Origin of the sequence: Citrobacter sp. MGH100, from assembly GCF_001034465.1 — a bacterium.
Classification (GTDB): Bacteria; Pseudomonadota; Gammaproteobacteria; order Enterobacterales; family Enterobacteriaceae; genus Citrobacter; species Citrobacter youngae.
Genome location: NZ_KQ089800.1, coordinates 732,300 through 750,051 on the forward strand (window position 1 = coordinate 732,300; position 17,752 = coordinate 750,051).

Annotated in this window: 16 protein-coding genes; 9 read left to right on the forward strand and 7 right to left on the reverse strand. The window is 52.9% G+C overall.

Features of this window, described 5'->3' with window-relative positions:
* Positions 1–112: 112 nt before the first annotated feature.
* The 4 genes from flhB (at position 113) to bglB (ending at position 5,196) form a co-directional block, all read left to right on the forward strand.
* Entirely contained in the window at positions 113–1,264 is a 1,152-nt protein-coding gene (gene flhB / locus SK32_RS03455) for a flagellar biosynthesis protein FlhB (RefSeq protein ID WP_048211355.1), read from the forward strand.
* Positions 1,257–3,335, forward strand: coding sequence for a flagellar biosynthesis protein FlhA (flhA, locus tag SK32_RS03460; RefSeq protein WP_048211356.1), 2,079 nt, complete (start codon positions 1,257–1,259; stop codon positions 3,333–3,335). Before flhB ends, flhA begins: the two co-directional genes overlap by 8 nt.
* Positions 3,335–3,727, forward strand: coding sequence for a flagellar protein FlhE (flhE, locus tag SK32_RS03465; RefSeq protein WP_048211357.1), 393 nt, complete (start codon positions 3,335–3,337; stop codon positions 3,725–3,727). The genes flhA and flhE overlap by 1 nt, the downstream gene beginning before the upstream one ends.
* Positions 3,728–4,056: 329 nt before the next feature.
* A complete protein-coding gene (gene bglB, locus SK32_RS03470; protein ID WP_048211358.1) occupies positions 4,057–5,196 on the forward strand; it encodes a beta-galactosidase BglB in 1,140 nt (379 codons plus the stop codon).
* On the opposite strand, the gene mrdA is transcribed toward bglB, so the two are convergent.
* Both mrdA and argS read right to left on the reverse strand, forming a co-directional pair.
* Entirely contained in the window at positions 5,168–7,105 is a 1,938-nt protein-coding gene (gene mrdA, locus SK32_RS03475; RefSeq protein WP_048211359.1) for a penicillin-binding protein 2, read from the reverse strand. The two genes, bglB and mrdA, sit on opposite strands and share 29 nt — an antisense overlap.
* Positions 7,106–7,383: 278 nt before the next feature.
* Positions 7,384–9,117, reverse strand: a complete 1,734-nt coding sequence (gene argS, locus SK32_RS03480; protein ID WP_048211360.1) for an arginine--tRNA ligase — start codon at positions 9,115–9,117, stop codon at positions 7,384–7,386.
* Between the two features lie 238 nt (positions 9,118–9,355).
* Here argS and SK32_RS03485 point away from each other — a divergent pair, with 238 nt between their 5' ends.
* Together SK32_RS03485 and cutC are read left to right on the forward strand one after the other, a co-directional pair.
* Positions 9,356–9,922 carry a VOC family protein gene (locus tag SK32_RS03485; protein ID WP_048211361.1) on the forward strand — a complete coding sequence of 189 codons (567 nt, stop codon included), beginning with the start codon at positions 9,356–9,358 and terminating at the stop codon, positions 9,920–9,922.
* 2 nt (positions 9,923–9,924) lie between these two features.
* The gene (gene cutC / locus SK32_RS03490) at positions 9,925–10,671 is read left to right on the forward strand and encodes a copper homeostasis protein CutC (RefSeq protein WP_048211362.1); all 747 of its coding nucleotides are present in this window, start codon (positions 9,925–9,927) and stop codon (positions 10,669–10,671) included.
* A gap of 220 nt (positions 10,672–10,891) precedes the next feature.
* On the opposite strand, the gene cmoB is transcribed toward cutC, so the two are convergent.
* Genes cmoB through SK32_RS03515 form a run of 5 tightly spaced genes read right to left on the reverse strand, consistent with a single transcriptional unit; the run spans position 10,892 to position 14,470 of the window.
* The gene (gene cmoB, locus SK32_RS03495; protein WP_048211363.1) at positions 10,892–11,860 is read right to left on the reverse strand and encodes a tRNA 5-methoxyuridine(34)/uridine 5-oxyacetic acid(34) synthase CmoB; all 969 of its coding nucleotides are present in this window, start codon (positions 11,858–11,860) and stop codon (positions 10,892–10,894) included.
* Positions 11,857–12,600: a carboxy-S-adenosyl-L-methionine synthase CmoA gene (cmoA, locus tag SK32_RS03500; RefSeq protein WP_048211364.1), complete on the reverse strand. Its 744-nt coding sequence runs from the start codon at positions 12,598–12,600 to the stop codon at positions 11,857–11,859. Before cmoA ends, cmoB begins: the two co-directional genes overlap by 4 nt.
* 40 nt (positions 12,601–12,640) lie before the next feature.
* Positions 12,641–13,036, reverse strand: a complete 396-nt coding sequence (locus SK32_RS03505; protein ID WP_003034689.1) for an MAPEG family protein — start codon at positions 13,034–13,036, stop codon at positions 12,641–12,643.
* 52 nt (positions 13,037–13,088) lie between these two features.
* A complete protein-coding gene (locus tag SK32_RS03510) occupies positions 13,089–13,907 on the reverse strand; it encodes a DUF72 domain-containing protein (RefSeq protein WP_048211365.1) in 819 nt (272 codons plus the stop codon).
* The gene (locus tag SK32_RS03515) at positions 13,904–14,470 is read right to left on the reverse strand and encodes a hydrolase (RefSeq protein WP_048211366.1); all 567 of its coding nucleotides are present in this window, start codon (positions 14,468–14,470) and stop codon (positions 13,904–13,906) included. Before SK32_RS03515 ends, SK32_RS03510 begins: the two co-directional genes overlap by 4 nt.
* A 287-nt stretch (positions 14,471–14,757) precedes the next feature.
* Here SK32_RS03515 and aspS point away from each other — a divergent pair, with 287 nt between their 5' ends.
* Genes aspS through SK32_RS03530 form a run of 3 tightly spaced genes read left to right on the forward strand, consistent with a single transcriptional unit; the run spans position 14,758 to position 17,747 of the window.
* A complete protein-coding gene (gene aspS / locus SK32_RS03520; protein ID WP_048211367.1) occupies positions 14,758–16,530 on the forward strand; it encodes an aspartate--tRNA ligase in 1,773 nt (590 codons plus the stop codon).
* Between the two features lies 1 nt (position 16,531).
* Entirely contained in the window at positions 16,532–16,975 is a 444-nt protein-coding gene (gene nudB / locus SK32_RS03525) for a dihydroneopterin triphosphate diphosphatase (protein ID WP_048211368.1), read from the forward strand.
* Positions 16,976–17,003: 28 nt separating this feature from the next.
* Complete coding sequence (locus SK32_RS03530) at positions 17,004–17,747, forward strand: YebC/PmpR family DNA-binding transcriptional regulator (protein ID WP_003833836.1); 744 nt, start codon at positions 17,004–17,006, stop codon at positions 17,745–17,747.
* The last annotated feature ends 5 nt before the right edge of the window (positions 17,748–17,752 follow it).

The following is a 17,752-nucleotide window of genomic DNA, read 5'->3' on the forward strand; positions in this document are numbered from 1 at the left end:
GGCAATTGGCGTTAAAGCCATAAATCCCGTCTTTTTTACCGCTTACTCTTCCCATTGTTGCATGGCTGTTCTGGCATCATTCACGCCTATATCTCTATCCAGGGTCTGATGCGTGGCAGAAGAAAGCGACGACGACAAAACAGAAGCCCCCACACCCCACCGACTTGAAAAAGCACGGGAAGAAGGGCAGATACCCCGATCCAAGGAGCTAACCTCACTGCTTATTTTGCTGGTGGGCGTGTGCATCATCTGGATTGGTGGGGAGTCGCTTGCCCGCAGACTGGCCGGTATGCTGTCGGCCGGATTACGTTTTGACCACAGTATGGTCAACGACCCAAACCTGATCCTGAGTCAAATCATTTTGTTGATTAAAGACGCCATGATTGCGTTGTTGCCGCTGATTACCGGGGTTGTGCTGGTGGCATTGATCTCCCCGGTGATGCTTGGCGGCTTGATCTTCAGTGGTAAATCGCTGCAACCCAAATTCTCAAAGCTGAATCCGTTACCAGGTATTAAGCGTATGTTCTCGGCGCAAACCGGGGCGGAGCTGCTCAAAGCCATATTAAAATCCACGTTGGTGGGTAGCGTAGCGGGCTTCTATCTCTGGCACAACTGGCCGGAGATGATGCGCCTGATGGCCGAATCCCCGATTACGGCGATGGGTAATGCGCTGGATTTAGTCGGTATGTGCGCATTACTGGTGGTGCTTGGCGTCATCCCGATGGTGGGGTTTGACGTCTTTTTCCAGATTTATAGCCACGTGAAAAAACTGCGGATGTCGCGTCAGGATATCCGTGACGAATTTAAAGAAAGCGAAGGTGACCCGCACGTTAAGGGCAAAATTCGCCAGATGCAGCGTGCGGCCGCGCAGCGCCGCATGATGGCGGATGTGCCGAAGGCGGATGTTATTGTGACCAACCCTACGCACTATTCGGTTGCCTTGCAGTACGACGAAAACAAAATGAGCGCGCCAAAAGTTGTGGCTAAAGGGGCCGGGCGGGTGGCATTGCGTATTCGAGAGATTGGCGCGGAGCACCGTGTCCCAACGTTAGAAGCTCCGCCGCTGGCGCGTGCGTTATATCGCCATGCTGAGATCGGTCAGCAAATACCTGGCCAATTGTATGCCGCCGTTGCCGAAGTGTTGGCATGGGTATGGCAGCTAAAACGCTGGCGTCTGGCTGGCGGCACACCGCCACCACAACCTGGAAACCTTCCGGTGCCTGAAGCACTGGATTTTATGAACGAGAAGAATACTGATGGCTAATCTGGTCGCGATGCTGCGTCTGCCCGGCAACCTGAAATCCACGCAATGGCAAATTCTTGCCGGGCCGATCCTCATTCTGCTGATCCTGTCGATGATGGTGTTGCCGCTTCCGGCCTTCATCCTCGATTTACTGTTCACCTTTAACATTGCGCTGTCGATCATGGTGCTGTTGGTGGCGATGTTCACTCAGCGCACGCTTGAATTCGCCGCATTCCCAACGATTCTGCTGTTCACCACTTTGTTGCGCCTGGCACTGAACGTCGCGTCAACGCGTATCATTTTGATGGAAGGACATACCGGTGCCGCGGCGGCAGGTAAGGTGGTGGAAGCCTTTGGTCACTTCCTTGTCGGCGGTAACTTTGCCATCGGTATCGTGGTCTTCGTCATTCTCGTCATCATTAACTTTATGGTTATCACCAAAGGTGCGGGACGTATCGCGGAAGTGGGTGCGCGCTTCGTGCTGGATGGGATGCCGGGTAAACAGATGGCGATTGACGCCGATCTGAATGCGGGATTGATTGGTGAAGATGAAGCAAAAAAACGCCGTTCTGAAGTGACACAGGAAGCCGATTTTTACGGCTCCATGGACGGTGCGAGTAAATTTGTTCGTGGGGATGCCATCGCCGGTATTCTGATCATGGTCATCAACGTGGTGGGCGGTTTGCTGGTTGGGGTGTTGCAGCACGGTATGAGCATGGGCAGTGCGGCAGAAAGCTATACCCTGCTGACCATCGGTGACGGGCTGGTAGCCCAGATCCCTGCGTTGGTTATCTCAACGGCGGCGGGGGTTATCGTAACCCGCGTGAGTACCGATCAGGACGTGGGTGAGCAGATGGTCACCCAGTTGTTCAGCAACCCAAGCGTTATGCTGCTTAGTGCGGCGGTCCTCGGTTTACTGGGGCTGGTACCGGGAATGCCAAACCTGGTGTTTCTGATGTTTACCGCGGCATTGCTGGGGCTGGCCTGGTGGATGCGCGGACGCGAGCAAAAAGCGCCAGAAGAAGCTCAGCCGGTGAAAATGCCGGAAAACAACTCGGTGGTGGAAGCTACGTGGAGTGATGTTCAGTTGGAAGACACGCTGGGAATGGAGGTTGGGTATCGCCTGATTCCGATGGTGGACTTCCAACAGGACGGCGAATTGCTGGGGCGTATTCGCAGCATTCGTAAGAAATTTGCCCAGGATATGGGGTTCCTGCCGCCAGTGGTACACATTCGCGACAATATGGATCTGCAACCTGCCCGCTATCGTATTCTGATGAAAGGGGTCGAGATTGGTAGTGGTGATGCTTACCCTGGGCGCTGGCTGGCTATCAACCCAGGTACCGCGGCCGGATCGCTGCCAGGGGAGAAAACAGTTGATCCTGCTTTTGGTCTGGATGCTATCTGGATTGAAAGCGCGCTAAAAGAGCAGGCGCAAATTCAGGGCTTCACCGTTGTCGAAGCCAGTACGGTCGTTGCCACACATCTGAACCATCTGATTGGCCAGTTTGCCGCAGAGCTTTTTGGTCGCCAGGAGGCGCAACAGTTATTGGATCGAGTTTCACAAGAAATGCCAAAACTGACAGAAGATCTGGTGCCGGGTGTGGTCACACTGACCACACTGCACAAAGTGCTGCAGAACCTGTTGGATGAAAAAGTCCCTATTCGTGATATGCGCACCATTCTTGAAACGTTGGCGGAACATGCCCCGTTACAGAATGATCCGCATGAACTTACCGCAGTGGTGCGTGTGGCGCTTGGACGGGCGATTACTCAGCAGTGGTTCCCGGGTAACGAGGAAGTTCAGGTTATCGGACTTGATACACCGCTTGAGCGTCTGTTGTTGCAGGCGTTACAGGGCGGTGGGGGCCTTGAACCTGGTCTGGCAGACCGGTTGCTGGCACAGACGCAGGAAGCACTGTCGCGTCAGGAAATGTTGGGTGCGCCGCCAGTATTGCTGGTGAATCATGCGCTGCGACCTCTCCTTGCGCGTTTTTTACGCCGCAGTATTCCGCAGTTGGTGGTGTTGTCGAATATGGAGCTTTCCGATAACCGCCATATCCGTATGACCGCGACCATTGGAGGTAAATAATGCGTACATTTCTTTGGCTGTTGCTTTTTCCACTGGCGGCACAGGCCGCCGGGGAAGGGACATGGCAGGCAAGTGGTATGGGGATTACCTTAAATTATCGTGGAGAGTCGGCTTCATCTTCGCCTTTGGTTCCCAGCCAGCCCGTTTCCGGTCTGATGACGCTGGTCGCCTGGCGCTATGAATTAAATGGTCCTACGCCTGCGGGGTTACGTGTGCGCTTATGCTCTCAATCCCGTTGTGTCGAACTGGATGGACAAAGCGGTACCACCAATGGCTTTAATAATGTCCCTGCAATTGAACCAATGCACTTCGTCTGGGAAGTGCCTGGTGGCGGTCGCCTGCTCCCTGCCTTGCAGGTTCAGAGCAATCAGGTGATTGTGAACTACCGTTAATTCCCTTCTTTACGTCGGCCAGCAGGCGAAACTGCTGGTCACCTCGCAGTTCTGATCAACCATCCCGATTAAAAAGAAACGCTGTTTTATAAAATCAGTGACCTGTGTTATCGGACTCTTTGTGCTATTGCCATTTCGAAAAAACCCCTGGCAGAAACAAAAAGGTTTCCCCTGCGGTTAGCTTTTACTGTGGCCCGGTAATGATACCCAATGTTTACGAAGCACTTTAGGGTAACAACACACAGGGTTATCCGAATCGTAATAAACCTGCCGCGCCGAAACTGGAACAGGGTGCAGCATTGAATTCGACACTGACAGAGGTTAAGGAAATGATTGTTTACCCGGTTAAACACAGTCCATTGTTGCGTCAACCAGAACATTTTATTGCCAGGGATGAATTAAAAACGCTCATTAAAAAGGTGACGCATAACCTGGTCAATATTCATGATGAAACGGGCGAGTTCTTGCTGCGGCTGGATGACGGACGTGTTATTGATACCAAAGGCTGGGCCGGATGGGAGTGGACGCACGGCGTTGGCCTATACGGAATGTATCAGTATTATCAGCAAACTGGCGATGCAACGATGCGCGATATCATCGACAGCTGGTTTACCGAACGCTTTGCGGAAGGCGCAACAACCAAAAACGTTAACACCATGGCCCCGTTTTTAACGCTGGCATATCGTTATGAAGAAACGCGTAATCCGGCGTACCTGCCGTGGCTCGACAACTGGGCGGAGTGGGCAATGCATGATATGCCCCGCACCGAGTTTGGCGGTATGCAACACATCACGCTGGCAGAAGAAAATCATCAACAGATGTGGGATGACACGCTGATGATGACGGTGCTGCCGCTGGCGAAAATTGGCAAGTTGCTCAATCGTCCAGCGTATATCGAAGAGGCCACGTATCAGTTTCTGCTGCATGTACAAAATCTGATGGATAAGAAAACGGGGCTGTGGTTCCACGGCTGGAGCTATGTGGGACGGCATAACTTCGCAAACGCCCGTTGGGCGCGTGGTAATAGTTGGCTTACGATGGTGATCCCGGACTTCCTTGAACTTATCGATTTGCCGGCAAACAGTGCCGTTCACCGTTATCTGGTGCAGGTTCTCAATGCGCAAATTGCAGCTCTGGCGGAATGTCAGGATGAGAGCGGGTTGTGGCACACCTTACTGGACGATCCTCAGTCATATCTGGAAGCCTCCGCAACGTCTGGATTCGCTTACGGTATTCTCAAAGCGGTGCGTAAACGCTATGTCGGGCAGGAATATGCGGGGGTGGCGGAGAAAGCTATCAGAGGTATTGTGCAACACATTTCCCCTGAAGGGGAGTTGCTACAAACCTCGTTTGGCACCGGCATGGGGCACGATCTCGATTTCTACCACAACATCCCACTCACCTCTATGCCTTACGGGCAGGCAATGGCAATGCTGTGCCTTACCGAATACTTGCGTAAGTACTATTAATCGTGTCGTTCGCTGACGCCGTGCTGACCGGGCCTGGTTGTTCTGCGGCATCGGGTAGCCCGCTGTTGTCCTGCGGCGCAAACAGATGGTCCATGATTTGACGCATGACTGGCGCGGCGGTAACCCCGTCGCTGCCGCCGTTTTCCAGAATCAATGCGATGGCGACTTTTGGATTCTTATACGGCGCAAATGCGGTATAGAACACATGGTCACGCAGTCGTATGGGGATCATCTTCGCATTGTAAGTCTGGTTTTCTTTCAGACTAAAGACCTGTGATGTCCCACTTTTGGCTGCGATGCCATAAGGTGCCGTATGGAAAAATTTATACCCGGTACCGTTTGGTGCATTCGCCATGCCGAACATCGCCTGACGTACCAGTCCCCAATAGGGTGATGAAGCAGAAGCAATTTGTGTGGGTGCCTCCGGTGCCTGATAGTGGGTGATTGATTTGCCGCTTTCTTCATCCTGTAGCAGGTGAGGGGCAATAACTTTCCCGTTGTTAATCAGTGCGACCATCGCTTTTACCATCTGAATTGGCGTGGCAATCCAGTAGCCCTGGCCGATGCCGACCGAAATGGTATCTCCCTGGTACCAGGCTTTTTTATGCACCCGTTGTTTCCAGTCGCGGCTTGGCAGCAGGCCGTTGTACTCTTCATCAAGATCGATGCCGGTCGGTTTGCCGTAGCCAAACTGGCTAAGCATGCTGTTAATGCGGTCAATTCCCATCATATACGCCACCTGATAAAAGAACGTGTCGGCAGACTCTTCAATCGCTTTGGTGACATCCAGCATACCGTGGCCGGTTTTCTTCCAGTCCCGGTAATGTCGCTCGGTGCCGGGGAGCGTCCAGGTGGGCGCGCCGAAGAAGCTGGTCTGCGGCGTGATCACGCCGTCCAGTAACGCTGACATCGCCATGTACGGTTTTACCGTTGAGGCAGGAGGATATAACCCCTGGGTGACGCGGTTAATTAATGGCAGGTCTTTATCCTGCAACAGCGTGTTGTAATCCTGGTAGCTGATGCCTTTGACAAACGGGTTCGGATCGTAGCTGGGGTTTGAGACCATTGCCAGCACGGAGCCATCATGGGGATCTTCCACCAACACCGCGGCGCGTTGGCCCACCAGCAGGCTTTCAATGTATTCCTGCAAGTGTAAATCCAGCGTCAGATGGATATCTTTGCCGGCGACAGGGGGAACGTCTTTAATCAAACGTACAATACGCCCGTGATTATCAACTTCCACTTCCTGATAACCCGTTTTGCCGTGCAGATCATTCTCGTAGTAGTGCTCAATGCCCTGTTTACCGATGTTGTGATCGGCGGCGTAGTTCTCTGCCAGTCCTTTTTTATCCAGTGCTTTCAGATCGCTATCGTTGATTTTTGATACGTAGCCAAGTACATGTGCCAGTGCCGCCCCATAAGGATACTGGCGATCTTCGTAGCTATTGATGGTCACGCCGCTGAAATGGAACTGGTTCACAGAAAAACGGGCAATTTCTACATCGGTCAGCGCATTTTTAAGTACTACCGGGCGATAGCGGCTACTGGCCTTCAGTTCATGGCGAAACTGGTCAATATCATCTGGCGTGAGGTCAACAATCGGCGTGAGTTGTTTCAGCAGGGCGTCCATATCGCTGATTTTATAAGGCGTAACAGAAATGTCGTACCAGGTGACATTTCGTACCAGCGGGATACCGTTGCGATCATAAATGATACCGCGCGTTGGGGCGACGGGCAGCATTTTGATGTCGTTTGCATCCGATCGGGTGGTGTAATACTGGTGTTGACGGATTTGTAAGTTGTAGAGGTTATAAATCAGGATGCCAAAACAGATGACGACCAGGCCAAAGGCCACCATTACACGCCGCTGGAAAAGTTTTTCTTCCGCCTCAAAATCTCTGAATGTCATTGACCCGTACCCGATTAATTCGCCGCCTAATGATACGGAGGAGTAAACGGGATGACAGGCAAAAAATGTTCCATCCCTCTACGGAAATGTGTCATTCCTTGTGAGTTGTTACAAATTACAGTGAACGTAGTCGTGCCGGATAAGGCGTTTATGCCGCCATCCGGCAAGGTGCGCCTGACCGCCTGATGGCGCTTCGCTTATCAGGCCTACGAGGGAGGTCATTCGGGAAAATAAAAAAGCCCGCGACATAGCGCAGGCTTTCACATCACTCGAGGTGATTACATGCGTTCTACGGTTTCGATACCCAGCGTATCCAGACCCAGCTTCAGGGTTTTCGCCGTCAGCTGTGCCAGTTTCAGGCGGCTGTTACGAATTTCTTCGTTTTCAGCGCTGAGGATCGGGCAGTGTTCGTAGAAGCCAGAGAACAGGCCGGCAACGTCGTACAGATAAGCGCACATCACGTGCGGTGTACCTTCACGTGCTACAACGGTCAGCGTTTCTTCAAACTGTAGCAGGCGGGCGGCCAACTGAGCTTCGCGATCTTCGTTGATAATCACCTGCGCGCTGGCCAGCGCGCTTTCGTCGATATCCGCTTTACGGAATACGGACAGTACGCGGGTGTAAGCATACTGCATGTACGGCGCGGTATTGCCTTCGAACGCCAGCATGTTGTCCCAGTCGAAGATATAGTCGGTGGTACGGTTTTTCGACAGATCCGCATATTTCACCGCGCCGATACCAACGGCATTCGCCAGTTTTTCCAGCTCATCAGCAGGCATGTCCGGGTTCTTTTCCGCAACCAGACGACGTGCGCGCTCCAGCGCTTCATCCAGCAGATCGACCAGTTTTACCGTGCCGCCCGCACGCGTTTTGAACGGCTTACCGTCTTTACCCAGCATCATGCCGAACATATGGTGTTCCAGCGGTACGGAGTCCGGCACATAACCGGCTTTACGCACGATGGTCCAGGCCTGCATTAAATGCTGATGCTGACGGGAGTCGATGTAATAGAGGACGCGGTCGGCGTGCAGCGTTTCGTAACGATACTTGGCGCAGGCGATGTCGGTTGTAGTGTAGAGATAGCCGCCATCTTTCTTCTGAATGATAACGCCCATCGGTTCGCCTTCCTTGTTCTTATACTCATCAAGGAATACGACGGTAGCGCCTTCGCTTTCAACAGCCAGACCTTTGGCTTTGAGATCGGCCACAATGCCAGGCAGCATCGGGTTGTACAGGCTTTCGCCCATCACGTCGTCACGGGTCAGAGTCACGTTCAGACGGTCATAGGTTAACTGGTTCTGCGACATAGTGATGTCGACCAGTTTGCGCCACATCTCGCGGAAATATTCGTCGCCGCCCTGCAGTTTCACCACATAGCTACGGGCGCGCTCGGCGAAGGCTTCATCTTCGTCGTAATGTTTTTTCGCATCACGGTAGAAACCTTCCAGATCGGCCAGCGCCATCTCACCGGCATTTTCCTGCTGCTGTTTTTCCAGCCATGCGATGAGCATACCGAACTGAGTGCCCCAGTCGCCGACGTGGTTAGCGCGGATAACATTGTGACCAAGGAACTCCAGCGTACGTACCGCAGCGTCGCCGATGATGGTGGAGCGCAGGTGACCCACGTGCATTTCTTTCGCGACGTTAGGTGCGGAGTAGTCAACCACAACGGTTTGTTTAGCCGGTTGGGTAACGCCCAGACGATCGGAGGTCAGCGCCTGCTGAACATGCTGCGCCAGAAATGCCGGATCGAGAAAAATGTTAATAAAGCCCGGGCCCGCAATTTCAACTTTGCTGGCGATCCCGTTGAGATCCAGATGAGTCAGCACCTGCTCAGCCAGTTGTCGCGGCGCCATACCCAGTTTTTTCGCGACAGCCATCATGCCGTTAGCCTGATAGTCGCCGAACTGTACTTTTGCTGACTGACGAACCTGCGGTTCGCAATCTGCAGGCGCGCCTGCAGCAATCATGGCCTGACTGACTTTTTCTGAGAGAAGAGCCTGAATATTCACCGGAATACCTTACATTTATGAAGCGGCTTAAAATTGACCGCACCAGTTTAAGAATTAAGGGCGGGAGTATACTGCAAATGCCCGTTGCCGTCAGCATTGCGAGTACCGCCAGCAGCCTGAAATATAAACATTGTTATTACGTATAATTATTCATATCGCGCTTAAGAAAATCAGCAGTTGGTTGGGGCTGCGCAACAGGGTAAATTAGCCGCTTTGAACATGGATATGAGCTTTCATTATGGCGAACTGGCAAACAGTTGCAGAACTGCATGATATTTCCGCAGATTTACCGCATTTCATTCAGGCGTTAACGGATCTTTCCACTCGCCTTGGGCTGGATGTCTCATCGCTTGAAGCCGATCACATTTCTCTGCGCTGTCATCAAAATACCACCGCAGAGCGCTGGCGTCGGGGATTTGAACAGTGTGGCGAACTGTTGTCAGAAAATATCATTAATGGCCGACCGATTTGCCTGTTCAAGCTTGATGAACCCGTTTGTGTGCAACACTGGCAATTTACCATCGTAGAGCTGCCATGGCCGGGCGAAAAACGCTATCCACATGAAGGCTGGGAGCATGTTGAAATAGTTCTGCCGGGTGACGTGGAGACGTTGAATGCGCGAGCGCTGGCGCTGCTTTCTGATGAAGGATTGAGTCAGCCGGGGATTTTCGTGAAAACCAGCTCGCCAAAAGGAGAGCGTGAGCGTTTACCGAATCCGACACTGGCGGTCAGTGATGGCAGCGTCACCCTCAAATTTCATCCGTGGTCAATTGAAGCGATTGTCGCAAGCGAGCAACAGGAGTAAATATGACATTGCTGGAAATCTGCTGTTACAGCATGGAGTGCGCGCGCACGGCGCAGCAAAACGGCGCGGATCGTATTGAACTGTGCTCGGCGCCCAAAGAAGGAGGCTTAACGCCGTCGCTGGGGGTGTTGCGCTCTGTACGCCAGCACGTCTCTATTCCCGTTAATCCCATTATCCGTCCGCGTGGGGGCGATTTTTGTTACACCGACGGTGAATTTGCCGCGATGCTTGATGATATCGCGATGGTCAGAGATTTAGGTTTTTCAGGGCTGGTGACCGGCATTCTCGATGTGGACGGGAATGTCGATATGCCACGTATGGAAAAAATAATGGTTGCTGCGGGCCCGCTAAATGTCACGTTTCATCGGGCCTTCGATATGTGCGCCAACCCATTAAATGCGCTGAATAAATTGTCCGATTTAGGCGTCGCCAGAGTACTAACTTCCGGGCAAAAATCAGATGCAGCGCAAGGTTTAACAAAAATAATGGAACTTATTGAGCAGGTGGATGCTCCAATCATTATGGCCGGAGCGGGGGTTCGCGCCGCGAATTTATCCCTGTTCCTCAACGCTGGAGTGCAGGAAGTCCACAGTTCTGCCGGAGTATGGCTGGCTTCACCCATGCGGTATCGCAATTCGGGGTTGTCGATGTCTTCGGATACGCAGGCGGATGAATATTCCCGCTATGCGGTTGACGGGGCGGCGGTTGCTGAAATGAAGGCAATCATTGCGCACCACCAGGCCAGCTGATTTTTACCGTTGCATCATGTCGCCCAATATGATGCTTGCTCGTACCAGGCCCCTGCCAATTCAACAGGGGCCTTTTTTTCTCCTTCATATTTCAAGCCGCAGCAGCGTTGGCCGCCTTGCTCACCCCGGTCACGTAGTTATCTACGCTCCCGGGGATTTGCTGCGTTGCCGCCTTGCTGCAACTTGAACTATTTTGGAGAAACGGTGCTCCGGCAATCCATTACGGTTTACGTGCAATCAATACCGCGCGCAGTGGGGCGGGGTAGCCTTCCACCGTCTTGCTGTGGTCGTTCGGGTCAAGGAAGTCGGCCAGCGATTCGGTTATCATCCATTCGGTGCGACGTTGTTCTTCGGTAGTGGTCACACACACGTCGGCGATACGAACATCGACAAATCCGCATTTTTCCAGCCAGTTTTTAAGCGCCAGTGCGGATGGAATAAAGTAGACGTTACGCATTTGCGCGTAGCGATCGCCTGGTACCAGAACGGTATTTTCATCACCTTCGACCACCAGCGTTTCCAGCACCAGCTCTCCGTCTTTTACCAGTTGATCTTTCAACTGCCAGAGATGTTCCAGCGGTGAGCGGCGGTGATAAAGCACGCCCATAGAGAATACGGTATCAAAGGCGTTGAGCGCCGGAAGCTGCTCAATACCCAGCGGCAGCAGATGCGCGCGCTGATCGTTACCCAGCAGTTTACGTACCGCTTCAAACTGACACAGGAACAGCTGCGTAGGATCAATGCCAACCGCCAGATGCGCCCCCGCGCCAATCATGCGCCACATGTGGTATCCGCTGCCGCAGCCAACATCAAGAATGGTACGTCCGGTGAGGTCAGACAAATGCGGCAGAACGCGATCCCACTTCCAGTCGGAACGCCATTCGGTATCAATATTGACGCCGTACAGCGAATATGGACCTTTGCGCCACGGCATGAGATGACGCATCAGCGTATCAATCCGTTTGATCTGTCCTTCGCTGAGCGGCTCCTCGCTTTCGGCTGTCACGCTATGCAGTAAATCCAGACGATGTGGCGTCAGTTCCGGCAGAAACTCCACGGCATTCGACCACTGCTTAAACAAGCCGTGTTGATCGCGCTGCCAGGTCGCGATTTGCGCTGGCAGCGTTTCCAGCCAATGGGAAAGATGATTTTTGGCAATCAGCTGATAAAAGTTACCAAAGTCGATCATGCGCTAGCCTCAGCTTTCAATGCCACCAGAGAACCAAAGTTGAAGCACTGGAACCATAATTCGCTGTGCTCAAAACCTGCCTGGTGCAGACGCGCTTTGTGCGTTTCAACAGAGTCAGTTAGCATCACATTTTCCAGCATGCTGCGCTTCTGGCTGATTTCCAGTTCGCTGTAGCCATTGGCGCGTTTGAAGTCGTGGTGCATGTTGAACAGCAGCTCGCCAACTTTGGTATCTTCGAAGCTGAACTTCTCTGACAGCACCAACGCGCCGCCGGGGTTTAACCCCTGATAAATCTTATCCAACAATGCCTGGCGCTCGGGTGGTTCAAGGAATTGCAGGGTAAAATTCAGCACCACCATCGAGGCGTTTTCGATAGTTATGTTGCGAATATCGCCTTCGACCACGTCAACAGGCGTGGGGGCTTTATAGGCATCGATATGACGACGACAGCGCTCAACCATGGCCGGGGAGTTATCGACGGCAATAATTTTGCAATTCTCATGATGGATATTGCGACGTACCGAGAGCGTCGCCGCGCCCAGAGAACAGCCCAGATCGTAGACCTGCGTGTTGGGTTGCACGAAACGTTCGGCCAGCATGCCAATCATCGAAATGATATTGGAATAACCAGGAACGGAACGCTGGATCATATCCGGGAAGACTTCAGCTACCCGTTCATCAAAGGTCCAGTCACCCAGACTGGCGATAGGCGCAGAAAAAAGCGTGTCGCGGTGAGACATAACGTAAAAATCCGGGAAAAATAAAGTGGCGTATTGTGCGCTAATGCAGGGAGAAAACCAACTCCCAGGGCATATACCAAAGATTCGCCAGCACCATTAGCAACAGTGAACACCAGGTGGCGCTCATGCCGGAACGGCGCCAGCGGAAAAGACGGTGGTGGAATCCGTAATAATGCATCAGTCGCCCGGCAATCAACATCAGCCCGCAAAGATGCACCATCCACGTTTCTGCGCCGTTCATTTCCATAAATAACAGCAGCACTAATGCAACGGGAATATATTCCACCGCATTACCGTGAATGCGGATAGCGCTTTGCAGCTCACTAAAGCCGCCATCACCATAGGCAACGCGATATTGCATGCGCAGGCGAACGACGTCAAAGGAGAACTTTATTAACAATAACGCACCCAGGACGGCATAAAGCGCGCTTACCATACAAACTCCCTTTTAAAATGGCTGCTGGCATTGACTATGATAGGTGGCATTTTCAGAAAAGAGAAGATTGCTGTGGAATCGACGGTGCTGATCCGATCTCTGGCAGGGCACTACGTAAATCTGCCCATAGCGTGTCTACCAGCTCAGGAGCCTGTGCGATATCCGGCGTGTGCAAAAACAGGTATGGCGTGCTGGTCTGTTGCCAGAGTGGTAACTTTGCCAGCCAGGCGGCGAAAAATGCCCGGTTCTGAGCCATATCATCGCTACCGATAAAACGGACCATCGGGTGGGTTGCCGTCACCACCGCATGCACCGGGACCTTAGGTTTCTTACGTTGAGCATCGCGTATCGCTTCCGTGTGTGGGATCGCGGCATGGACCGGACGGCTGTCTAAAATGACCCGATTAATCCCGCGTTCATGCAGACCCCGATTGAGTCGGATCTCTGATTCACCTTTCGCAAAGAAATCCGGATGACGAACCTCGACACCGTAGGTAAACGTTTTAGGGAGGGCATCGAGGAATTGCCACAGGGCAGGGAGGTCACGCGGGCCGAACGTGGCAGGTAGCTGCAACCAGTATTGTCCGATACGGGCATCCAGCGGCGACATGCGCGCGAAAAATTCCTGTACCAGGTCATCACAATTACGCAGCGCAGCCTGATGTGAAATGGTGGCCGGAAACTTAAAACAAAATCGAAACGCATCGGTGGTCTGTGCATGCCAGCGCGCAACAATCTCGGCTTTTGGCAGTGCGTACAGCGTGGTGTTGCCTTCCACGCAGTTAAAGTGGCGGGCATATTCTTCCAGACTGGTGATCCCCAGACGCACCCACTTTGGGTGCGACCACTGGGGTAAGCCGATATAGATCATAACGCTTGCAGGATCTCGTCCACGCGGCGTACGCGGGCAATGCGCGGGAATATGTGCGTCATGCTGCCCTGATGTTGCTCAGTGCTGGCGGCGCTACAGGCATTTTCTGCAATGATCAGATTAAAACCCAACTCCCAGGCGTTACGCGCGGTGGATTCGACGCCGATATTGGTGGAGATCCCGCAAAGGACGATGGTGTCGATACCACGACGGCGCAATTGCAGTTCCAGGTCAGTACCGTAGAATGCTCCCCACTGGCGCTTGGTGACCTCCAGGTCTGTCGCACACTTTCCCAGCGCTTGTGGGTATTCCCACCAGTTGTCGGGTAATGCTTTGGCTGGCGCTTGGGCATCAACCGGTTGTTTTAGCGCGTCGGCATAATCCGCAGACCAGCCGACGCGAACCATCACCACTGGTGAACCGTTAGTACGGAATTTTTCCGCCAGTTGTGCCGCGCGGGCGACGACGTCGTTTGCCGAATGAGGCCCACCCGCGAAAGGCAGGATCCCTTCCTGTAGATCGATGACGACAAGAGCGGTTGTTTTTGCGTTCAGTTCCAGCATGGTGACTCCAGTAAAAAAAGATTTCCGTTACACCTTAATCGCGAATCTGTGTGAAAGGGGTGACAATTTTTGTTATTTTTTGTGAGATTACGCAATACCCGCTTAGGAAACACGCGTACAGTCAGTACCGGACTGAGAGTCTATCCCAGTAGGCTCTTATCGTGCGGCAGAATTTCCAGTATAATAGCCGCCTTTTTTCATTCAGTTGTGACATTCAGCTAAAGCTGCGACTTCGTCATCTGCCGGGCAGATGACAATCCGCCTGCGGCAAAGTTAAGGGATATCTCATGCGTACAGAATATTGCGGACAGCTACGTCTGTCCCACGAGGGGCAGCAGGTGACTCTGTGTGGTTGGGTCAACCGTCGTCGTGATCTTGGTAGCCTGATCTTTATCGATATGCGCGACCGCGAAGGTATCGTGCAGGTATTTTTCGATCCGGACCGTGCGGACGCGTTAAAGCTGGCCTCCGAACTGCGTAATGAGTTCTGCATTCAGGTAACGGGCACCGTGCGTGCGCGTGACGCGAAAAACGTCAACGCTGATATGGCGACTGGCGAAATTGAAGTGCTGGCCTCCGATCTGGTCATTATCAACCGTTCAGATTCACTGCCGCTCGACTCTAACCACGTAAATACTGAAGAAGCTCGTCTGAAGTACCGCTATCTCGATCTGCGTCGCCCTGAAATGGCGCAGCGCCTGAAAACGCGTGCCAAAATTACCAGCCTGGTGCGTCGTTTCATGGACGACCATGGCTTCCTCGACATCGAAACGCCGATGCTGACGAAAGCGACGCCAGAAGGTGCGCGTGACTACCTGGTACCGTCTCGCGTACATAAAGGTAAATTCTACGCGCTGCCACAGTCTCCTCAGTTGTTCAAACAGCTGCTGATGATGTCTGGCTTCGACCGCTACTACCAGATTGTAAAATGCTTCCGTGACGAAGACTTACGTGCTGACCGCCAGCCTGAATTTACTCAGATCGATGTTGAGACCTCCTTCATGACCGCACCGCAAGTGCGTGAAGTGATGGAAGCGCTGGTGCGTAATCTGTGGCTGGAAGTAAAAGGTGTGGATCTGGGTGATTTCCCGATCATGACCTTTGCCGAAGCTGAGCGTCGTTACGGTTCCGATAAGCCGGATCTGCGTAACCCGATGGAGCTGGTGGACGTTGCTGATTTGCTGAAATCTGTTGAATTCGCCGTGTTCTCTGGTCCGGCTAACGATGCGAAAGGGCGTGTAGCGGCTCTGCGCGTACCTGGCGGCGCTGCACTTAGCCGTAAGCAGATCGACGATTACGGTAACTTCATTAAGATCTACGGCGCGAAAGGTTTGGCATACATTAAAGTCACCGAGCGTGCGAAAGGTCTGGAAGGGGTAACCAGCCCGGTGGCCAAGTTCCTGAATGCTGAAATCATTGAAGCCATTCTGGAACGTACTGGCGCGCAAGACGGTGATATGATCTTCTTCGGCGCCGACAACAAGAAAGTGGTTGCCGACGCGATGGGGGCTCTGCGCCTGAAACTGGGTAAAGACCTGAACCTGACCGACGAATCCAAATGGGCGCCGTTGTGGGTTATCGACTTCCCAATGTTTGAAGACGATGGTGAAGGCGGTCTGACCGCGATGCACCACCCGTTCACCTCGCCGAAAGACATGACGGCAGCTGAGCTGAAAGCTGCGCCGGAAGATGCGGTTGCCAATGCGTACGATATGGTTATCAACGGCTACGAAGTAGGCGGCGGTTCTGTACGTATCCATAACGGTGATATGCAGCAGACCGTATTCGGTATTCTGGGTATCAACGAACAAGAGCAGCGCGAGAAATTCGGCTTCCTGTTGGATGCGTTAAAATACGGTACACCGCCGCACGCGGGCCTGGCGTTTGGTCTGGATCGTCTGACCATGCTGCTGACCGGTACTGATAACATCCGTGACGTTATTGCTTTCCCGAAAACGACGGCTGCCGCGTGTCTGATGACTGAAGCGCCGAGCCTGGCCAATGAAGCTGCGCTGGCGGAACTGAGCATTCAGGTTGTTAAGAAGGCCGAGAATAACTGATATGGCATATAAACAGCCTGTCTCGGTGTTAGTCGTGATTTATGCAAAGGACACCGGGAGAGTGCTGATGTTACAGCGACGCGACGATCCTGATTTTTGGCAGTCGGTCACCGGCAGCCTTGAAGAAGGTGAAACCGCGTCGCAAGCCGCCCTGCGCGAAGTAAAGGAAGAGGTCGCCATTGATGTTGCGCGTGAGCAACTGACCTTAATTGACTGCCAGCGCACGGTGGAGTTTGAGATTTTTAGTCATTTACGTCATCGCTATGCGCCAGGAATTGTAAGTAATACGGAGTCCTGGTTTTGCCTGGCACTGCCCACTGAACGAGAGATCGTGTTCACCGAACATTTGACCTACCGTTGGGTTAATGCGCATGAGGCGGCACAGTTAACCAAGTCGTGGAGTAACCGGCAGGCGATTGAAGAGTTTGTAATTAACGTCGCCTGAGAAGGCGCGCTTTTTGGAGAGATTATTTATGGCAGGTCATAGTAAATGGGCCAACACCAGACATCGTAAAGCAGCGCAGGATGCTAAGCGCGGTAAGATCTTCACCAAAATCATTCGTGAGCTGGTGACGGCGGCTAAATTGGGTGGTGGCGATCCAGATGCTAACCCGCGTCTGCGCGCAGCGGTTGATAAAGCGCTGGCAAACAACATGACACGTGACACTCTGAACCGTGCAATCGCGCGCGGTGTGGGTGGTGATGAAGATTCCAACATGGAAACCATCATCTATGAAGGTTACGGTCCTGGCGGTACAGCCGTTATGATTGAATGTCTGTCTGACAACCGTAACCGTACCGTTGCGGAAGTGCGCCACGCATTCACTAAAACAGGCGGCAACCTCGGTACCGACGGTTCTGTCGCATACCTGTTCAGCAAGAAAGGCGTGATCTCCTTTGAACAAGGCGACGAAGACGCCATCATGGAAGCGGCACTGGAAGCCGGTGCTGAAGACGTTGTAACCTTCGACGACGGCGCGATTGACGTTTACACCGCGTGGGAAGAGATGGGTAAAGTTCGTGATGCACTGGAAGCGGCAGGTCTGAAAGCGGACGCGGCTGAAGTTTCTATGATCCCATCCACCAAAGCGGATATGGATGCAGAAACAGCGCCGAAACTGATGCGTCTGATCGATATGCTGGAAGATTGCGATGACGTGCAGGAAGTTTACCACAACGGCGAAATCTCCGATGAGGTTGCAGCTACGTTAGAATGATGTGG